The sequence below is a fragment of the Caballeronia sp. NK8 genome (assembly GCF_018408855.1).
Classification (GTDB): domain Bacteria; phylum Pseudomonadota; class Gammaproteobacteria; order Burkholderiales; family Burkholderiaceae; genus Caballeronia.
The window spans coordinates 295,355-314,752 of record NZ_AP024326.1 but is presented as its reverse complement, the minus strand read 5'-3'; the positions used below and the strand labels follow the sequence as shown (position 1 = coordinate 314,752).

Genomic DNA, 19,398 nt, shown 5'->3' with positions numbered 1-19,398 from the left:
GGGCGATCGAAGAACGCTCGATATTCGCTCTCGCATCGGTGCGGGATGAAGGAGGCGTAAGGCATACATTGAAGCTTAAACGGCTGTCCGAGAAAGCGCGGCGCCGGAATCCAGATTTAAGCGTGCGGCATGAACCCGTCTTTCGATGCGGTTATCGCGAGCACCGAAGTGGCGGACTTAACCGTGATAGGGAGGAGACATTTGTGCGTGATATTCATTCAGACGTAGAAAACAGCGGGACTGCTGCCGAGTTCGCACGGCGGTTCCGCGACATCCATTCCGATCCGAAATTTACTAGGCTCGTTACGAGCCGAAATCGTCTCGTGTCATTTCTACTGCTCGTGATCTTCGCAGGATATTTCGCTTTTTTGGCGATGGTTTGCTGGTATCCATCGATGGTGGCAATGCCGCTATACGATGGTGCTGGCGTGACTGTTGGTGTTGCTGCCGAACTCGTTCTTTTCATCGTCTTTCTTGCAATCTCGGCGATCTACGTATCGTTCGCAAACGGAAAATTCGACGCACTTCTGAGCAGTATTCTGACACAAGGAAAAGGGACGAGATGATGGCACGGACGACGCGATGTGGGGCCAGCTCGCTTCTGTTGGTAGTGGTGTCTAAGGCTGCGTGGGCCGGCGATGCAATACAAGCGACTACCCGCCAACCGCTGAACATTCAAGCGATAGCTTTGTTCTTCTGTTTTGTTTTGTTTACGCTCGGGATCACCTTTTGGGCAGCAAAAAGAACGAGGTCGACCTCCGACTTCTACAGTGCGGGTGGCGGCATCACGGGTTTTCAGAACGGCCTTGCTCTGGCTGGTGACTACATGTCTGCTTCAACGCTCCTCGGCATCACTGCACTTATTTATACGGATGGCGTGGACGGATATATTTATCTGATAGCGTTTTTTGCTGGGTGGCCGGTGCTTCTGCTGTTAATGACTGATCGCCTGAGAAATCTTGGAAAGTTCACATTTGCTGATATTACTTCCTATCGACTTTCGCAGCGGCCCCTCCGTGCAATGTCGGCAATTAGTTCGCTCGTTGTGGTCTGCTTTTATTTGATCGCACAGATGGTCGGCGCGGGTCAATTAATCAAGCTCTTGTTCGGCCTTGACTACAGCTGGGCGCTGGTAATTGTCGGTGTATTGATGATGGCCTACGTTACTTTCGGCGGTATGGTGGCGACCACGTGGGTGCAAATTACGAAAGCGTTTCTGTTGTTGGTTGGTGGCTCGATCGTCGCTGTCCTTGCGTTCTCAGATTTTCACTTCAGTTTCGAGACGCTCCTGTCCCGTGCGATGGAGATTCACAAGCGAGGTGCGGCACTAATGATGCCTGGCAAGCTTCTGGCGGATCCCGTCGCAGCGATTTCGCTCAGTCTGGGCCTAATCTTCGGTACAGCTGGTATGCCTCACATCCTGATGCGATTCTTCACTGTCAAGGACGCGAAAGAAGCGCGAAAGTCCGTGCTTTACGCAAGTAGTTTTATCGCGTATTTCTTTAATGTCATTCTGATCTTGGGGCTGGCGTCTATCGTTATCGTCAGTAGGGACCCCCGGTTCTTCGAGGGGGGCGACATTCACGGGAAATTGCTGGGCGGGGGAAACATGGTGGCGATGCATCTGGCCCATGCGGTCGGAGGCGACTTGATGTTTGGTTTCCTCGCAGCGGTGACCTTTGCTACGATTCTTGCCGTAGTGTCGGGATTGGCCCTTGCTGGTGCCTCCGCAATTGCATACGATCTTTACTCGCATGTGATCCGGCGAGGGGCCGCGGATGAGAAAGGCGAATTGCGTCTTACAAAATTCGCGTCGCTCGCAATTGGGATCGTTGCGATTTTTCTCGGGATGGCGTTTCAGAAGGTCAATGTGGCGTTCATGGTGGCCCTTGCATTCGGTGTGGCTGCCTCAGCAAATTTTCCTGTGCTCTTTCTGTCAATGTTTTGGAAGAACTTTACGACGAAGGGCGCGCTAGCGGGGGGGTACACTGGCCTCGTATCGGCTGTCCTGTTGGTCTTCATCTCGAAGTCGGTATGGGTAGATGTCTTGGGTCACGCGCAAGCAATTTTCCCTTATTCCCAGCCCGCCCTTTTCTCCATGCCTCTCGCGTTCGCGGTCGCGATCGCCGTGTCGTGGTTGGATCGAAGCGAATCAGCGTTATCTGAGCGCGCCCGGTTTGCCGATCTATATGTGCGGAGCCAGACAGGAATCGGTGCAAGCTCGCCCGCTTCACACTGACAATCCTTGGCGCTAGGTTGCGCTCTTCATCCGAGCGCGCCTGAACGGCACTTGTCCAACCGGGTGCCTGTGCCTCGCACGACACTCAAGTTGTGAGTTGAGGGCGGCATCGGTAAAGATGCTCTTGATTGGAACGGCAACCTATTCCGGCGTTGAATCGATTCGGAGTTGAGAGTGCAAGAAATCATCGATGGATTTTTCAAGTTTCGGCGTGACATTTTTCCAGAGAGGAGAGACCTCTTCCGGAAATTGGCCGCGAATCAGCAGCCCCGCACTTTGTTCATCGCGTGCTCAGACAGCCGAATGGTCCCGGAGCTGATCACTCAACGTGAACCAGGCGAACTCTTCGTTATTCGGAATGCAGGAAATATCATTCCTTCTTTTGGCCCTGAGCCCGGCGGGGTCACCGCTACTGTGGAGTATGCAGTGTCGGTGTTGGGTGTGCGGGACATCGTGGTGTGTGGCCACTCCGATTGCGGAGCGATGAAGGCGATCGCGAATTGCGACTGTATGGCGGATTTGCCGGCTGTAAGAAGCTGGTTGCGGTATGCCGACTCTGCGAAGCTGATCAACGATGCCAGGCCGCATCGGTCTCGCAGCGAGCGCCTTGAATCGATGATTAAGGAGAACGTGATCTGCCAGATCAACAATTTGCGCACTCATCCGTCAGTGGCGTTGGCAATCGCACAAGGTCGCCTTGATCTGCATGGATGGGTCTACGACATTGAGTCAGGATCGGTTACCGTTTTCGATAAAACCGGACATTCGTTTAAGCCTCTCGAAGCAACCGATGTAGTGAATTATTAGAGCGTTAAGCGTTTCCCGTAGAAGTATTTATCTATTGTTGGGACGCTCGGCCGTTGCTCTCTACGGAAAGCGTACTAAGGGCACACAACAGGAAGCGGTGCATCATGCACGTTCAAGGTTTAGATACCACCGAAAACGATCTCTGGGTTGCCCGCTCGCTTTCCGCCGTGTGGCACCCGTGCACCCAGATGAAACATCACGAGCGTGTGCCGCTCGTGCCGATCGCGCGCGGCAAGGGCGCGTGGCTCTACGATCCGCAGGGCAACCGCTATCTCGATGCGATCAGCTCGTGGTGGGTGAACCTCTTCGGCCACGCGAACGACGACATCAACCGCGCGCTGAAGGATCAGCTCGACACGCTCGAACACGCGATGCTCGCGGGCTGCACGCACGCCCCGGCGGTCGAACTGGCCGAGCGTCTTTCCGCGCTCACCGGCGGCACGCTAGGCCATGCGTTTTTCGCATCGGATGGCGCGTCGGCGGTCGAGATCGCGCTGAAGATGAGCTTTCACTTCTGGCGCAATAGCGGGCAGAGCGAGAAGCGCGAGTTCGCGTGCCTCGCGAACAGCTATCACGGCGAAACGATCGGCGCGCTCGGCGTGACCGACGTCGCCATTTTCAAGGACGCTTACGATCCGCTGATTCGTCATGCGCATGTGGTCGCGTCGCCGGCGGCTGTCGGCGTCGACGAAGCCATCGCTGCGATGCGCGCGCTTTTCGCGCAACGTGCGTCGACACTCGCGGCGGTCATCGTCGAGCCGCTCGTGCAATGCGCGGCCGGCATGGCGATGTACGACGCGTCGTATCTCACGCAATTGCGCGCGTTGTGCGACGAATTCGGCGTGCATCTGATCGCCGATGAAATCGCGGTCGGCTGCGGGCGCACCGGCACTTTTTTCGCGTGCGAGCAGGCGGGCATCTGGCCGGATTTCATCTGCCTGTCGAAGGGCATCAGCGGCGGCTATCTGCCGCTTTCGATCGTCCTCACGCGCGACGACATCTACGCCGCCTTCTACGACGACGACATCACCCGCGCCTTTCTGCATTCGCATTCGTACACGGGCAACCCGCTCGCGTGCCGCGCCGCATTGGCGACGCTCGATCTGTTCGAACGCGCGAACGTGCTGGCGGAAAACCGGCGCAAGTCCGCGTTGCTGCACGAAGCGTTGCAGCCGCTTCTCGAACATGAGCGCGTGCGCAATCTGCGCCAGCGCGGCACGATCTTCGCGTTCGATGTCGATATCGACGACAAGACGTTCTCGCGCCGTTTCTTCGCGAACGCATTGAAGCGCGAACTGCTGATGCGCCCCATCGGTACGACGGTCTACATGATGCCGCCGTACATCCTCTCCGACGACGAACTCCTGCTCCTCGCGCAACGCACGCGCGACACGCTCGACGCCACGCTTCGCGGAGACGCCGCATGACGAACACATCGAAGGCGCTGTATGAAACGCTGAAGCAAGGTCTCGCCGATATCGACGCGCGCGGCCTGCGACGCCGCCGCAAGACGATCGACAGCGCGTGCTCCGCGCACATGACCGTCGATGGCCGCGAGATCATCGGCTTCGCGAGCAACGATTATCTCGGCCTCGCCGCGCACGAAGCGATCCGCGCGGCGCTCGCGGAAGGCGCGTCGCTCTACGGCGCGGGCAGTGGCGGATCGCATCTGCTCGGCGGCCATTCGCGCGCGCACGCGCAACTCGAAGACGATCTCGCCGCGTTCTCGGGCGGTTTCGTCGACAACCCGCGAGCGCTCTATTTCAGCACCGGCTACATGGCGAACCTCGCGGTGGTGACCGCGTTGGCCGGACGCGGCACGATCGTGTTCTCCGATGCGCTGAACCACGCATCGCTGATCGACGGCGTGAGGCTTTCCCGCGCGCAGACGCAGATCTATCCGCACGCCGACATGGAAGCGCTCGACGCGATGCTCGACGCCTCGCGCGACGATGCCGCGACGAAGCTCATCGTCACCGACACCGTGTTCAGCATGGACGGCGATATCGCGCCGCTCGCGCGTCTCGTCGAGCTCGCGGAAAAGTACGGCGCGTGGCTCGTCGTGGACGATGCGCACGGCTTCGGCGTGCTCGGTCCGCAAGGGCGCGGCGCACTTGCCGCTTACGCGCTGCGCTCGCCGCATCTCGTCTATGTCGGCACGCTCGGCAAAGCGGCGGGCGTCGCGGGCGCGTTCGTCGCGGCGGATGAAACCGTCGTCGAATGGCTCGTGCAGCGCGCGCGTCCGTATATCTTCACGACGGCGTCGCCGCCGGCTGTCGCGCATGCGGTGTCGGCGAGCTTGAAGGTCATCGGCGGCGACGAGGGCGATCGAAGACGCGCGCATCTCGCATCGCTCATCGAAACTACGCGCGCGATGCTCAAACGCACGCGCTGGATGCCCGTCGATTCACACACCGCCGTGCAGCCGCTCGTGATCGGCGGCAACGACGAAACGCTGGAAATCGCCGCCGCGCTCGACAAGCACGGCCTCTGGGTGCCCGCGATTCGTCCGCCGACCGTTCCGCAAGGCACGTCGCGCCTGCGCATTTCGCTTTCCGCCGCGCACAGCGAAGACGATCTCGCGCGCCTCGATCACGCTTTGAACACGCTATGACCGCTTTATCGCTATTCGTCGCCGGAACCGATACGGAAATCGGCAAAACCTTCGTCTCCGCCGCGCTGCTGCACGGCTTCGCGCGCGCGGGCCTGCGCGCCGCCGCGATGAAGCCGATCGCGTCGGGCGCCATCGAGCGCGACGGCGTGCTGCACAACGAAGACGCCGATCAGCTCGACGCCGCCGCGAACGTCGCGCTGCCGAACGACATCCGCACGCCGTTCATGATGCGCGAGCCGATCGCGCCGCACATCGCCGCCGCGCGGGAGGGCATCGCGCTGGATATCGGGCGCATCGTCGACGCGCATCGCCATGCGATGACGAAAGCGGATATCGTCGTGGTGGAAGGCGTCGGCGGCTTTCGCGTGCCGCTTACCGACACGCACGACACCGCCGATCTCGCGCTCGCGCTGAATCTGCCGGTGGTGCTCGTCGTCGGCATGCGGCTCGGCTGCATCAGTCACGCGCTTTTGACCGTGGAAGCCATCGCGTCGCGCGGACTGAAGCTCGCGGGCTGGGTCGCGAATCGCGTCGACCCGAACATGCTGTATCCGGACGAAAATATCGCAACGCTCAGGCAACGCATCGACGCGCCGCTCATCGGCGTGATTCCGCATCTCGCGCCGAACGACGCACGGCGCGCCGCCGATTCGCTCGACATCGGCCTTCTGACAGACCAGCTTCATCGAAAGGATTGACCTCATGACCCAGCAAACCGCCGCAGAGACCACTTCCACGACCACCACGACCACGCCGCAACCGATGCAGCGCTGGCGCGTCGCCGATGTCGTCGCGCTGTACGACCTGCCGTTCAACGATCTGCTCTATCGCGCGCAAACCGTGCATCGCGAAAATTTCGATCCGAACGCGGTGCAGCTTTCCACGCTGCTCTCGATCAAGACGGGCGGCTGCGAGGAAGACTGCGCGTACTGTCCGCAGTCGGTGCATCACGACACCGGCCTCAAGGCCGAAAAGCTGATGGATGTCGACGAAGTCCTGAAGGCCGCCGAAACCGCCAAGTCCAACGGCGCGACGCGCTTCTGCATGGGCGCGGCGTGGCGCAATCCGAAGGATCGTCATCTTGAGCCGATCAAGGACATGATCCGCGGCGTCAAGGCGATGGGCCTCGAAACCTGCGTGACGCTCGGCATGCTGGAAGCGCATCAGGCGCAAGGACTGCGCGACGCCGGTCTCGATTACTACAACCACAATCTCGATACATCGCCCGAGTTCTACGGCCAGATCATCTCGACGCGCACGTACCAGGATCGTCTCGACACGCTCGAACACGTGCGCGATGCGGGCATCAACGTGTGCTGCGGCGGGATCGTCGGCATGGGCGAATCGCGGCGCGAGCGCGCGGGGCTGATCTCGCAACTCGCGAACATGGAGCCGTATCCGGAATCGGTGCCGATCAACAATCTCGTGCAGGTCGCGGGCACGCCGCTCACGGGCGTCGAGGCGCTCGATCCGTTCGAGTTCGTGCGCACGATCGCGGTCGCGCGCATCACGATGCCGAAAGCGATGGTGCGTCTCTCCGCCGGCCGCGAGCAGATGGACGAAGCGCTGCAGGCGCTGTGCTTTGCCGCCGGCGCGAATTCGATCTTTTACGGCGACCAGTTGCTCACTACGAGTAATCCGCAAGCGGAAGCGGACCGTCGCTTGTTGAGCCGTCTGGGCCTTGTCGCGCATGACATGGCATAGAAAAGCGGCGCCGTGTCGCCATTGCCGAGGCTACTTGAACGAGTCTCGGGCCTTCGCCTGAGAAAGGGCGTCTCGATTTTCATTACCGGCGCATCTGTGGACGCTCATGCGTGGTCGCAAGTGCCGCTTGTCCGATATATCTGCATCTTGCCAGACGGTCGGGATGACAAGGAGAAAAGGTGAGTGATCTGGAAACCGTTGAACAATGCTTCGACCTGCGAGGAAGACGTGTTTTGATAACGGGCGCATCAAGCGGGCTAGGTGCGCATTTCGCCGCATTGTTTGCGGGCTGCAGAGCCGAAGTGATCTTGGCCGGGCGGCGGATCAGCGTGCTCGAGGAACGGGTGCAGCACCTGCGTAGCGAAGGCTGCGCGGCGTCTTGCGTGCAAGTCGACGTCAACGATGCTGCCTCGAGAAAGGCGCTGGCGGAATCCATTGGTGAACTCGATGTGCTCGTGAACAACGCCGGCATCGTGATCGACAGGCCTGCATTGCAGCAGAGCGAGGCCGACTGGGACGCCGTCATTGATACCAATTTGAAAGCAATGTTTTTCGTCGCCAAGGATCTTTTCCCGGCGTTGAAGCCGCGCATGGGCGCAATCGTCAACGTCGCGTCGATTCTGGCGTTGCGGCAGGCCGGTAACGTACTGCCCTACGCCGTCTCGAAAGCGGGCGTGATACAGATGACCAAAACGCTCGCGCTCGAATGGGCACGCCACGGCATCCGCGTCAACGCGATCGCGCCCGGCTACTTCGAGACGGAGCTCAATCAGGAGTTATGGCGTACCAGCGCCGGTGAGGCGCTTATTAAACGCATTCCACAGCGACGCCTCGGGAAACTTGAAGATCTCGACGGTCCCATGCTCCTGCTTGCCTCCGCGGCGTCCCGCTACATGACCGGAACCGTACTCGTCGTCGATGGTGGCCATCTGACGAGCAGCCTCTAACTTCACCCGAAACCGCCATGCTGACACCTTCTCCCACCGACCGCAGCCGCGACATTGCGGACCGTGTCGAAGCATTCGTTCGTGAAACCGTCATTCCCTTCGAGTGCGACAGCCGCAACGGCCCTCACGGCCCCTCGGAAGAACTGGTCACTGAATTGCGCACGCTCGCGCGGGCGGCAGGGGTGATGACACCCCACATCCTTACCGATGGCACACATTTGACGCACGTCGAAACAGCGGCCGTGTTGAAACGTTCAGGCCTGTCGCCGTTGGGTCCCGTCGCAGTGAATACGATGGCGCCTGACGAGGGCAACATGTTCCTGCTGGGCAGGGTCGCTACCACCGCACAGAAAGAGCGCTTTCTGACAAAGTTGCAGACCGGCGAGGCGCGCTCTGCCTTCTTCATGACCGAGCCGGCCGAGGAGCAGGGCGCAGGCTCCGATCCATCGATGCTCAAGACCACTGCGCGCCGCGATGGCGATGCATGGGTCATCGATGGAAGCAAGACCTTCATCACCGGCGCGGTGGGTGCGGCGGTGGGCATCGTCATGGCCCTGACGAAAGATGGCGACAAGCCTCGCGCCACCATGTTTCTTGTCGACCTTCCAGATCCGGCTATCGAGGTCGTGAAGGTGCTCGATACCATCGACGGATCTATGCCCGGCGGCCACGCGCGGATCGCCATTCGCGGCTTGCGGGTACCGGCGGACTCGGTGCTGGGCGAAGTGCACGCAGGATTCGAATATGCTCAGATACGCCTTTCGCCCGCGCGGCTCTCGCATTGTATGCGCTGGCTCGGTCTGGCGGTACGGGCTCAGGAACTCGCCGTCGACTATGCTAGCCAGCGGCACGCATTCGGGAAGCGGCTGATCGACCATGAGGGCGTCGGCTTCATGCTGGCCGACAACGCAATCGACCTGCAGCAGGCAGCACTGATGATCGACTGGTGCGCCGACGTGCTCGACCGCGGCGATCTCGGTACGACCGAAAGCTCGATGGCTAAGGTCGCCGTCTCGGACGCACTCTTCAGGGTCGCCGACCGTTGCGTGCAGACCATGGGCGGATCCGGTGTGTCGCGCGATTCGATCGTGGAACAATTTTTCCGCGAGGTGCGGGCGTTTCGCATCTATGACGGCCCGACTGAGGTGCATAAATGGTCGCTGGCGAAAAAGATAAAGCGTGCCGCACTCGGAGGGAGCTATCGTGTCTGATGCCGACAAGTTCTCGGGCACAGTTCCCGTCCGCGAAGCCCATCGCTTCGATCAGCAGGCCCTTTTCGAATGGATGCGTGACAACATCGAAGGGTTTTCCGGCCCGCTCGAAGTCGAGCAGTTCAAGGGCGGGCAGTCGAATCCCACTTACCGGCTGCATACGCCCTTGCAGGACTACGTGCTGCGCCGCAAACCGCCTGGTCAACTACTTAAAGGCGCGCACGCCGTCGAGCGGGAGGCACGCGTGATGTCCGCCGTCGGTTCGGCCGGTTTTCCGGTGCCCAAGATATTCGGCACCTGCGACGATGCTGCCGTGCTAGGGAGCGGCTTCTTCGTGATGGAACTGGTGAAGGGTCGAATCTTCTGGGATTCGAGCTTCGCGTCGCTGTCGGCGGCCGACCGGTTTCGCTATCTCGATGCGATGAATGCCACTCTCGCTGATCTGCATCAACTCGATTATGCCGCGCTGGGTCTCGGCGATTTCGGCAGGCCGGGGCGTTATGTCGCAAGACAGGTCGAGCGCTGGTCGAATCAATATCTGAGCGACGACGCAGCCGGCCGCAATTCGGACATGGACAACGTGATCGATTGGCTGAAATCGAACCTGCCGGAGCGCGACGAAGCTGCGCTCACACATGGCGATTTCCGCGTCGACAATCTGATCTTTCATCCGGCCGAGCCGCGCGTGATCGCCGTGCTCGACTGGGAACTGTCCACGCTCGGCGACCCCTTGGCCGACTTCGCCTACAACGCAATGATGTACCGTTTGCCGCCGGACATTCTCGGAGGCCTCGGCGGTCTCGATCTCGCACGGCTCGCCTTGCCGGACGAGGCAAATTACGTCAGCACTTATTGCCGTCGCACGGGACGTGAACAACTCGTCGGCTTCGACTATTACATTGTATTCAACATGTTCCGATTCGCCGCGATTCTGCATGGCATTCGGGCGCGTGTCGTACGGGGCACGGCTGTTAGTCATGACGCGCGGGCGATGGGCGACCGGTTCGTACGCGTCGCGCAGCTCGCTTGGGCCGAGGCGCGGCGCGCCGACTCGGAATGAGCAGATCGCTCTCTCAACCGAGGGTAGGCTATTTCGCCAACCAAACTCGCGGTGTGCTTATGGGCGACTCTCTGGAATGTACTACCGGGTCGTACGAGAAGTCGAGATTTATGTCGCGCGGCTCGGTATGCGCGACGTCGCCAGTCGAGTACCGCTTTCTCGCGCGGCGTAGGCCGGAGAGCGTCGAGCAATCGGCAGCGCTGAAGCTTTTGATGTTCGCCCGTGCGACGCACCGCTATGCGGGCTGCATTTTCGTTGTGAAGGCTCATCCGACCGACGCGAACCGAGCCAGTGCGGTTGTCGTCGAAATGTCAGACGGGATTGGGGTGTACGGAACGTGTGTTCGCCTCCAGGACGGCACGCTTAAACTGAGTGTCGAGTCCTGGATAACGGCACAGGGATCAGCGGTCGAGGCGACGAACTGGGTCTTGCGTTGCGTTGATGAAGAAAGATCAGTCTGGAAGGTCGTGAAGCCGTAGTGCGGAACACACGCGAGGGAATCTCGAAGCAGCGATGGTTAGATTGCTGCCCCGAATCCGTTGCGAGTGTCCACTTAGAAAGGAGCGTTGGACGTCGTTTCGCTGCTTTTCGCAACACTGCGGACGGGTTCGCCGTACTCGACGCGTCGAGCAGTGGGTCTCGCTTTCAACGTCTGTGCTGAGTCGTCGGCAATAGCTCCAAACGACGCCACCTCTTCTTAGCCGAGACAGGCGGCAGGTGGCGGCTCTCGACCAAGGCAAACCCGGAGTCGTTCCCGCTGCGGTGATTTCTAAGAGCATTATGGCGTCAAGTTGATGGTAACAGTGCCCTTTGGCCCTGCTATCAGCGGTCGGGATCAAGCCGTGGATTCACAGAACCAGATTCTGGAGCGCTCGGTCCGCATAAACTTGCTAGTCTCAATTCTCATCCATCAGAGCCAAAACAACAGTTGACTCTCAACTTTACTTTAAGGTTACGCTTTCTGAATCTTCAGGATGGGCTGCATCTTGTCGTAGTCGGGAAAGCCATCCGGCAGTTGACGGTCGCACATACGCTTAAAGCGCGACACCGAAGCAGAGATACTCGGCTACTTATATTTTCACGAGCTTTTCACCAAGGTAGATGCAATGCAGACGATATTGGGAGCGAATGGCCAAATCGCTATCGAACTGGCGCGCGAACTTCGACGTAACTATACAAGCGATATACGGCTTGTGAGCCGCACCCCACGAAAAGTCGCCGATGCGGATACCTTGGTATCGGCCAATCTTCTTGATCCAGTTCAAACCGCGAAAGCGGTCAAGGGCAGCCGTATTGTCTATTTCACCGCGGGTCTTCCGCCCGATACGCGGCTGTGGGAAACGCAGTTCCCGCTGATGTTGAAAAACGCTTTGGCAGCGAGCCGAGCGGCGGGCGCTAGATTCGCCTACTTCGACAACACTTACATGTATCCGCAAAATAACACCCCGCAGACGGAGGAAACGCCGTTCGCTCCGGTCGGACGCAAGGGACGGGTACGCGCCGCGATGGCGGGAATGGTGCTTGAAGAAATGAAGCGCGCAGATATACCGGTATTGATCGGTCGGGCTCCCGAATTCTACGGTCCAGAAAAAACGCAAAGCGTCACAAATGCATTAATCATCGATAAGCTGAAAGCCGGAAAGAGACTTCGAGTTCCGGTGCGGGACGATACGCGACGCACGCTTATTTGGACACCCGATGCGAGCCGTGCGCTGGCAACGCTCGGAAATGCACCGGATGCGTTCGGTCAATCTTGGCATCTGCCATGTTGCGACGACCGACTGACCTACAAGCAGTTTGTCGCGCTGGCCTGCCAGATCTTTGGCCGGCCGTACGGGTACACTGTACTTGGCAAATGGACCTTGACTGCCGCGGGGATATTCTCGAAACAAGTTCGCGAAATCAGGGAATTGCTACCTCGATATGAAGTAGATAATCTTTTTGACTCTACTAAGTTCAAGAGCCGATTTCCCGAGTTCGAGGTCACGCCTTATCGAAGGGGCCTTGAACTGATCCGGGAAGAGTGGGGTGCGATAGACACCCCTCCTTACGTAAGACCCGTTTGCGAGACCCGGGATCGTAGTGCTTGACCTTAAACCTATATTGAATGTTACGGTTTCGACGATCGATGTGTACCGACGACCGACGTCTTGCCTAGCAAGAGTGATACCCAAAGGCGTGATTTGTCACGCTTCGGGGGTCACTGAGCGAGCTGTTCGCTGGAGGTCGACGCGTACAGCAACCTTCGCTCGACATGGGCAAGGGCGCGTGACTGGGTTCGCTTATCTCAGTTCGACGCGCAAGGTGAGGAAGTAGATCGAATTTTCTGATTCCCTACGACTAGGAGGCTGATCATGTCATTTGTCACGACGAAGGACGGTACGAGCATCTTCTTCAAGGATTGGGGGCCGAAGGACGCACAACCCATTGTCTTTCACCACGGCTGGCCATTGAGCGCTGATGATTGGGATGCACAGATGCTCTTCTTTTTGTCCCAAGGCTTTCGCGTCGTAGCTCACGATCGCCGCGGCCACGGCCGGTCGAGCCAAGTTAGCGAAGGGCACGATATGGATCACTATGCTGCTGACGCCTCGGCAGTGGTCGAACATTTAGACCTAAAGAACGCAGTTCATGTGGGCCATTCGACCGGCGGTGGCCAAGTTGCACGCTACGTCGCGAAGTTTGGCCAGCCGCAGGATCGCGTAGCCAAAGCGGTTCTCATCAGTTCGGTGCCCCCGTTGATGGTCAAGACTGCGAAGAGCCCCGAAGGCGCGCCAATCGAAATCTTGGACGGCCTGCGCGAGGGGCTCGCCGCAAATCGTGCGCAGTTCTATATCGACGTGCCAACCGGTCCTTTCTACGGCTACAACCGCGCTGATGCGAAGATCTCCCAAGGCATCATTCAGAACTGGTGGCGTCAAGGCATGATGGGAAGCGCCAAAGCTCACTACGAAGGCATCAAGGCGTTCTCCGAGACCGATCAGACTGAGGATCTGGAATCTATTACGGTGCCGACGCTCGTGATTCAAGGCGACGATGATCAGGTGGTTCCGTACAAAAACGCAGCGCTACTTCAGGCCAAGTTACTGAAGAACAGTACGCTCAAAATTTATCCCGGCTATCCGCACGGTATGCACACGACGAATGCCGATACGATTAACGCGGACATTCTCGCGTTTATCCGCGGATAGGAGTCTTCGGCACGGCGAAAAGAGGCTTGCAGGGAGTTTATCTCCCTGCAATGCAACTAAGGGATTAGCCGCTGAAAATTCAAACTCTGGCGTCGAACCAATTCGTTATCCTTATAACTTGACATAACCTAACTTATCAAACATTATTTCGGATACCTAATTATGTCAATTTCCCGAAACTTCGGTTCACTTCGACACATGTCATTGGCGCTGGCCGCGCGGTCACCGATCGCGACGCTTTCCGTGCAAATCAGGTCCGCGTCGTGAAGCGTTTTAGCAGGGCCCGCGCGTCCGCTAGGAAGGCTTCCGGAAACTTGCGGCACAGCGCCTCGAACATCGGTCGCGCGTCCTGCAGGCGCGAGACGATCCGCCGATCCTTGCTGTCTTCGCTGCCTGCGCCCCCCATCCCCCCCATGTCCGCGAACACCACCTGCTGCAACAGGACCACGGCGCCACACTCCGCGATCTGTTCGAGCACCAGAGCGAAGTCGCTGCCAAACAACACGGGCCCGTAGGTCAGCACCAGTGCCGTAAGCACCAGCAATTCAACGCGGCTCGGTTTGACCGGCTGCGACACGGGCTGGCCCTGCACGATCTGGCGCAGGGCCGCCGCGCGGCGGTTGCGCATGATGGAGCGGTCAAGTTCGAGTACGATGCGCGCAACCTCAGGGTCCGGCAGGGCGCCGAAATCCTCGTCATCGTCGTCAAAGTCGCCAAAATCTTGTGGCACGAAGCCCTGCCCTCCGTTGTAAATTGGACTTCATTCACTCTATTCCTGAAGCGTCAATTCTATAGTTCATACTAATAGTAGCATTCACTATAATAGCATCCAGCTATGATGCATCGTCGCCTTTCGGCCTAGAAGATCGGATGAGACGCTTTGGGTTTCGTGACTCCCTGACGGGTCAAGGTAAGCGCGCTATCATGACGTTACGAACAAACCGAGAATCGCCATGGGAACCCGACTCGATCCTTACATCCACGAGCACGACACGGTCGAAGAAGCTGAAGCCTTCGACCGCGCGTTGTGTGAGCGCGTCGAGCGTGCGAGAAACAGCGTCAAGCAAAGCGTGCCACACGAGCAGGTCATGAATGAAGCGCGGGCGCTTCTCGATGCGCAGCGCGCGAAGAATGCGGGGAAGCGTGATTGACGCGGCTTCCGATTGTCTGGGCCGATGAGGCCCGCGAGCTCTTCCTCGAATACCTCTTCTTCATTTCCGAAAAGGACGAAGGCGCAGCAGAAAGGCTTTTCGAACAGGTCGAAAGATCGCTCGAGCCTGTAGCCTTCTTCCCGAACTCCGGCCGCCCCGGTCGGGTTCCGGGCACACGCGAGATCGTATCGCATCCAAATTACCTCACGATCTACGAAGTCCATAATGACTTCATCAAAGTCGTGGACTTCACCCACGCCAGGAAGCTCTACCCACCGTCGCCCGGTTAGACTTTAGTTTGGGGGCAGTCCGGAATTTGAACCTGGGCACCCAGGACGGCCCTTCTCTGGGGCGGAGAACCTCCACGTTCGCCCGCGCCCTGCCAGTTCCCGATTCGCTCGACGAACCTCGATCCCCAACGGGCTCAAGTTGGGCGACATGCTCTCCTCCAAACCATCTGGCGAGCTTGCTAGGCGCGTTCCCTGCACGTATGGTATGGCACCAATTATCATACTTATTATGTCAAACCACGGCGGCGCTGGCTGTCGCTCGTGTCCCCACCGACTGCGGCACGAGCTACGGACTTCGCGGGAATCGTTTCGCGCCCTTAAAAGACGAAAGCCATTCTGCCGCACGATCAGTGTATATTTCCGTCCCTGGAGGCAGAATTCTTTCAAGGCTATCTAACGTACCAGCCTTCACTAACACGACCCCTGGCATCAGCGCGACCTTGGTGAGAATTGGCGACCCGCATTGTCCGCAGAAGTGCCGATACGAAGGCTGTCCGCTGTCGCCTTGATCTTCAAAGAACACCGTGTCGCCTTGCTGCTCGTAATCGCTTTCCTGAACGAACAAGTTGTACGAAAACAAGCTCCCGCTCTGCTTCTGGCAGTGAGTGCAGTGACAGATTGCGGTCGCCTGCGGCTCCCCCTTCAAGACGTAGCGCACCGCACCGCACAGACAGCCCCCTTTTCTCGTATGCATGAGAGTTCTCCCCTGGTGCCTTATGCGGCGCCTGACACGCGAATAAGTTTTCTATTAAGAAATTCACCCATACCTAGCTCGGACAGTTCACGCCCGAACCCGGAGTTCTTGATGCCGCCGAAGGGCAGTTTCGGCGAATCGGCGAAGCAGGAATTGATGTAGACCATGCCAGATTCGATCTGCCTTGCAACATCCTTCGCGTGGCCGACGTCTGCATCGAAGACATACCCGCCCAGTCCGTACTTTGTCGCATTGGCCAACCGGATAGCTTCCTGCTCGCTATCGACGATATAAAAGGACAATACCGGACCGAACGCTTCCTGTTGAAACAGCGGGTTGGCCTCTGCGATATCCGTGATGATCGTAGGCTCAAGATAAAAGCCATCACGCTCCACCCGCTTACCTCCATGCACGATGCGGGCGCCCGCGGCTCTGGCCTCATCGATCTGTGTCAGCAGGCCTTGAAGCGCGCGTTCACTGACGAGCGGCCCGAGCACCGTAGACTCGTCCGTCGGATCGCCGACTTTGATCGCCGCAAATTTCTCTTTCAACATCGCGAGCATAGAAGCCCCACGGTCCTTCCCGACCACGATGACGCGCTTGATGTTCACGCATCCTTGCCCCGAGTTGAACGTGCGCCCCATCACAACTTGCTCGACGGCATGATCCAGCGGGGCGCCTTCGAGGATAAGCGCAGGATCACTTCCACCCAGTTCAAGTATCACCTTCTTGAGACTTCGCCCCGCACGCTCGCCCACGGACGCGCCCGCTCGCTCGCTTCCCGTCAGCGCGACGCCGCGCACGCGGAAGTCGTCTACTAGCTTCGCGACTTGATCGATGCTGCAGAATAGATTGGTGTACACGCCTTCTGGCGCGCCGGCCTCCTCGAATAAGCGCGCAAAAGCGAGCGCGCATTGCGGGACGTTCTCGGCGTGCTTCATCAGGACGACATTGCCTGCGATCAGTTGGGGCGCCGCGACACGAGCCAGTTGATAGTACGGAAAGTTCCATGGCTCAATGGCGAGAACAACACCAATGGGTTCGGCCAGGATTGTCGCGTCGGGCTCCCCAGGGACCGGCTGTGCCTTCAGGAACGCTTCGCCGTTTTGCGCGTAATAGTCGAGGATGTCAGCTACGAGATCGACTTCGAGATAACTGAAACGGGTAACCTTCCCCATTTCGAGGGTAGGCAGCGTAGCGTACTCATCTCGCTTCTCACGGAGAATCTTCGCAGCGCGAGCGACGATGCGAGCACGTTCCGCCACAGGACGCTGCTTCCAGTCTTCATGATAGCGCCTGTGGGCAGCATCCAAGGCCGCAAAGACCTGATCATCAGATTGAAGAGGGAATTCCTTCACAAGTTTCCCGGTTGCCGGGTTGATCGTTTGAAAAGTCATCGTTAGCTATAAGTTGTTCGTTCTTTGAACGGAAAGCATCGACTCGAAAGAGCCGAAATCAAAACTTTGTTTGTTGGTGTCCGGACCGCTCCTTAAAGCGCAACATCGCCGAGCGCATTGCTTCGTCGAAGGACGACTCAGTAGCTACGTGCCGATGGTCGATGGATACAAGCCAGCCTTCGTGCGCGTGTATCCATCGAATGCGTGAGTCATGCACCAACAGGGAAAACCATCGCCACAACTCCGCATCTTCCGCATTAGCGATCGCCCTGCCCTGTAAGCGAGAGTTGTGGATAGGCCTCAGGCCGGATTCTGCGCGGATCGGAAGTTGCGCGTTCATCGCGGCGCATCCAACTCGTCGAGCAGCGCAGGAACGCACTCAAAGAGGTCACCAACAAGGCCATAGTCCGCAACGCTAAAGATGGGCGCCTCTTCGTCTCGGTTGATCGCCACGATCACTTTCGAGTCCTTCATGCCTGCGAGATGTTGGATCGCACCGGATATGCCGACCGCAATATACAACTGCGGCGCAACGATCTTTCCCGTCTGGCCGACCTGATAGTCGTTGGGTACGAACCCAGCGTCGACTGCCGCTCGTGACGCGCCCATCGCCGCGCCAAGCCGATCAGCCAGAGGCTCCAGCACGGCCCGGTAGCTCTCGCCGCTGCCCAGGCCGCGTCCACCGGACACGATCACGTTCGCCGATGTCAGTTCAGGCCGGTCCAGCTTTGTCACCTCCCGGCTCACGAATTGCGACAGGCCCTCATCATCGGCTGCGCGAATCCCTTCAATCGAAGCACCAACGCCCTCACATGCCGCGGGATCAAAAGCGGTTGCACGAACCGTCAGCACCTTGATCGGATCGCGAGACCGAACCAACGCGATGGCATTTCCCGCATAGATTGGCCGCTCAAACGTGTCGACATCAGTAACAGATATGACCTCACTGATTTGAGCGACATCCAGCCGGGCTGCAACGCGCGGCGCAATGTTTTTCCCATAGGCAGTCGCAGGCGCCAAGATGTGCGAATAGTCTTTGCCAAGATCCACGAGCGTGGCTTCGACAGGCTCCGCAAGGCCTTCAGCAAGCCGAGGAGCATCGGCGAGAAGCACCTTTTCGACCCCCGCCACTTTCGCGGCCTCTTCTGCGACCGCTTTTGCACCGTGTCCTGCGACGAGCACATGAATCGGATGATTGGTAAAAGTCGCGATCACGGCCGCGGCGCCGATGGTGTTTAACGTCGACGCATTAAGCGTTTGGTTGTCGTGTTCAGCGATAACAAGAATCGTCATGTTCGTTCTCCGCCCATTCGAGCGTCAAAGCACTTTAGCTTCGGATGTCAGTTTTGCGACCAGTTCCTTCGCGTTAGCGACCTTCACGCCAGCGGCGCGCTTCGGTGGCTCGGTGACCTTCAGTGTCTCCAGACGCGGGGAAACATCGACCCCGAGCGATCCGGATGAGATGATTTCGAGTGGCTTCTTTTTGGCCTTCATGATGTTCGGTAGCGTGACGTAGCGCGGCTCGTTCAGACGCAAATCGGTCGTCACCACTGCGGGAAGCCTGAGCGACAGCGTTTCTGCGCCACCGTCCAGTTCGCGTTCAACTGTGGCCTTCCCGTCCGCAATGGTGACCTTCGATGCGAAAGTCGCCTGGGGAAAGCGCGCCAGCGCAGCAAGCATCTGACCCGTTTGATTCGAGTCGTCGTCGATCGCCTGCTTGCCTAGCAAGACGAGAGAAGGCTGCTCTTTGTCGATGATCGCCTTGAGGAGCTTTGCCACAGCGAGAGGCTGCAACTCCCCGGTTGATTCGATTAGGATCGCGCGATCCGCGCCAATGGCCAGAGCAGTGCGCAGCGTTTCCTGAGATTGCGCGTTGCCTGCTGACACCGCGACCACTTCCGTCGCGACGCCCGCTTCCTTCAAGCGTACCGCTTCTTCCACTGCTATTTCGTCGAACGGATTCATCGACATTTTGACGTTCGAAATATCGACGCCGGTGTTGTCACGTTTGACGCTCACCTTCACGTTGGGATCCACCGAACGCTTGACCGATACGAGTACTTTCACTTTGATCTCCCTTCAATGCATAGCAC

Annotated in this window: 19 protein-coding genes; 14 read left to right on the top strand and 5 right to left on the bottom strand. The window is 58.7% G+C overall.

From position 1 onward, the window contains the following. Positions 1-203: 203 nt before the first annotated feature. From NK8_RS34225 to NK8_RS34170, 12 genes are all read left to right on the top strand, one after another. Positions 204-566, top strand: a complete 363-nt coding sequence (locus NK8_RS34225) for a DUF485 domain-containing protein (protein ID WP_213233864.1) — start codon at positions 204-206, stop codon at positions 564-566. Continuing rightward, a complete protein-coding gene (locus tag NK8_RS34220; protein WP_162071080.1) occupies positions 563-2,239 on the top strand; it encodes a cation acetate symporter in 1,677 nt (558 codons plus the stop codon). Before NK8_RS34225 ends, NK8_RS34220 begins: the two co-directional genes overlap by 4 nt. 174 nt (positions 2,240-2,413) lie before the next feature. Further along, the gene (locus NK8_RS34215; RefSeq protein WP_162071081.1) at positions 2,414-3,046 is read left to right on the top strand and encodes a carbonic anhydrase; all 633 of its coding nucleotides are present in this window, start codon (positions 2,414-2,416) and stop codon (positions 3,044-3,046) included. A 104-nt stretch (positions 3,047-3,150) separates the two neighbouring features. Next, positions 3,151-4,473, top strand: a complete 1,323-nt coding sequence (locus NK8_RS34210; RefSeq protein ID WP_213233862.1) for an adenosylmethionine--8-amino-7-oxononanoate transaminase — start codon at positions 3,151-3,153, stop codon at positions 4,471-4,473. Beyond that, positions 4,470-5,660 carry an 8-amino-7-oxononanoate synthase gene (gene bioF, locus NK8_RS34205; RefSeq protein WP_162071083.1) on the top strand — a complete coding sequence of 397 codons (1,191 nt, stop codon included), beginning with the start codon at positions 4,470-4,472 and terminating at the stop codon, positions 5,658-5,660. Before NK8_RS34210 ends, bioF begins: the two co-directional genes overlap by 4 nt. Next, entirely contained in the window at positions 5,657-6,358 is a 702-nt protein-coding gene (gene bioD / locus NK8_RS34200; RefSeq protein ID WP_162071084.1) for a dethiobiotin synthase, read from the top strand. Before bioF ends, bioD begins: the two co-directional genes overlap by 4 nt. Before the next feature lie 4 nt (positions 6,359-6,362). Beyond that, positions 6,363-7,364 (top strand): biotin synthase BioB, encoded by a 1,002-nt coding sequence (gene bioB / locus NK8_RS34195; RefSeq protein WP_162071085.1) that lies wholly within the window; start codon positions 6,363-6,365, stop codon positions 7,362-7,364. Between the two features lie 179 nt (positions 7,365-7,543). Next, positions 7,544-8,311 carry an SDR family NAD(P)-dependent oxidoreductase gene (locus tag NK8_RS34190; RefSeq protein WP_225936610.1) on the top strand — a complete coding sequence of 256 codons (768 nt, stop codon included), beginning with the start codon at positions 7,544-7,546 and terminating at the stop codon, positions 8,309-8,311. 17 nt (positions 8,312-8,328) lie between these two features. Continuing rightward, on the top strand, positions 8,329-9,522 hold the full coding sequence (locus NK8_RS34185) for an acyl-CoA dehydrogenase family protein (protein ID WP_162071086.1): 1,194 nt from the start codon (positions 8,329-8,331) through the stop codon (positions 9,520-9,522). Next, a complete protein-coding gene (locus NK8_RS34180) occupies positions 9,515-10,582 on the top strand; it encodes a phosphotransferase (RefSeq protein WP_213233861.1) in 1,068 nt (355 codons plus the stop codon). The genes NK8_RS34185 and NK8_RS34180 overlap by 8 nt, the downstream gene beginning before the upstream one ends. A gap of 1,106 nt (positions 10,583-11,688) precedes the next feature. Further along, positions 11,689-12,672: an NAD-dependent epimerase/dehydratase family protein gene (locus tag NK8_RS34175; RefSeq protein ID WP_213233860.1), complete on the top strand. Its 984-nt coding sequence runs from the start codon at positions 11,689-11,691 to the stop codon at positions 12,670-12,672. Between the two features lie 264 nt (positions 12,673-12,936). Next, positions 12,937-13,773 (top strand): alpha/beta fold hydrolase, encoded by an 837-nt coding sequence (locus tag NK8_RS34170; RefSeq protein ID WP_162071089.1) that lies wholly within the window; start codon positions 12,937-12,939, stop codon positions 13,771-13,773. Between the two features lie 250 nt (positions 13,774-14,023). Here NK8_RS34170 and NK8_RS34165 read toward each other — a convergent pair whose 3' ends face one another. Continuing rightward, positions 14,024-14,503, bottom strand: coding sequence for a hypothetical protein (locus NK8_RS34165; protein ID WP_008344622.1), 480 nt, complete (start codon positions 14,501-14,503; stop codon positions 14,024-14,026). A 223-nt stretch (positions 14,504-14,726) separates the two neighbouring features. Here NK8_RS34165 and NK8_RS34160 point away from each other — a divergent pair, with 223 nt between their 5' ends. After that, positions 14,727-14,924 (top strand): hypothetical protein, encoded by a 198-nt coding sequence (locus NK8_RS34160; RefSeq protein WP_008344620.1) that lies wholly within the window; start codon positions 14,727-14,729, stop codon positions 14,922-14,924. Then, positions 14,921-15,214, top strand: a complete 294-nt coding sequence (locus tag NK8_RS34155) for a type II toxin-antitoxin system RelE/ParE family toxin (RefSeq protein ID WP_008344619.1) — start codon at positions 14,921-14,923, stop codon at positions 15,212-15,214. The genes NK8_RS34160 and NK8_RS34155 overlap by 4 nt, the downstream gene beginning before the upstream one ends. Positions 15,215-15,500: 286 nt before the next feature. On the opposite strand, the gene NK8_RS34150 is transcribed toward NK8_RS34155, so the two are convergent. From NK8_RS34150 to NK8_RS34135, 4 genes are all read right to left on the bottom strand, one after another. Continuing rightward, positions 15,501-15,908, bottom strand: a complete 408-nt coding sequence (locus NK8_RS34150) for a GFA family protein (RefSeq protein ID WP_213233859.1) — start codon at positions 15,906-15,908, stop codon at positions 15,501-15,503. A 20-nt stretch (positions 15,909-15,928) separates the two neighbouring features. Further along, positions 15,929-17,305, bottom strand: a complete 1,377-nt coding sequence (locus NK8_RS34145) for an NAD-dependent succinate-semialdehyde dehydrogenase (protein ID WP_187608330.1) — start codon at positions 17,303-17,305, stop codon at positions 15,929-15,931. A gap of 336 nt (positions 17,306-17,641) precedes the next feature. Then, positions 17,642-18,598: an electron transfer flavoprotein subunit alpha/FixB family protein gene (locus tag NK8_RS34140; protein WP_213233858.1), complete on the bottom strand. Its 957-nt coding sequence runs from the start codon at positions 18,596-18,598 to the stop codon at positions 17,642-17,644. Positions 18,599-18,622: 24 nt separating this feature from the next. Further along, positions 18,623-19,372, bottom strand: a complete 750-nt coding sequence (locus NK8_RS34135) for an electron transfer flavoprotein subunit beta/FixA family protein (RefSeq protein WP_187608328.1) — start codon at positions 19,370-19,372, stop codon at positions 18,623-18,625. Between the last annotated feature and the right edge of the window lie 26 nt (positions 19,373-19,398).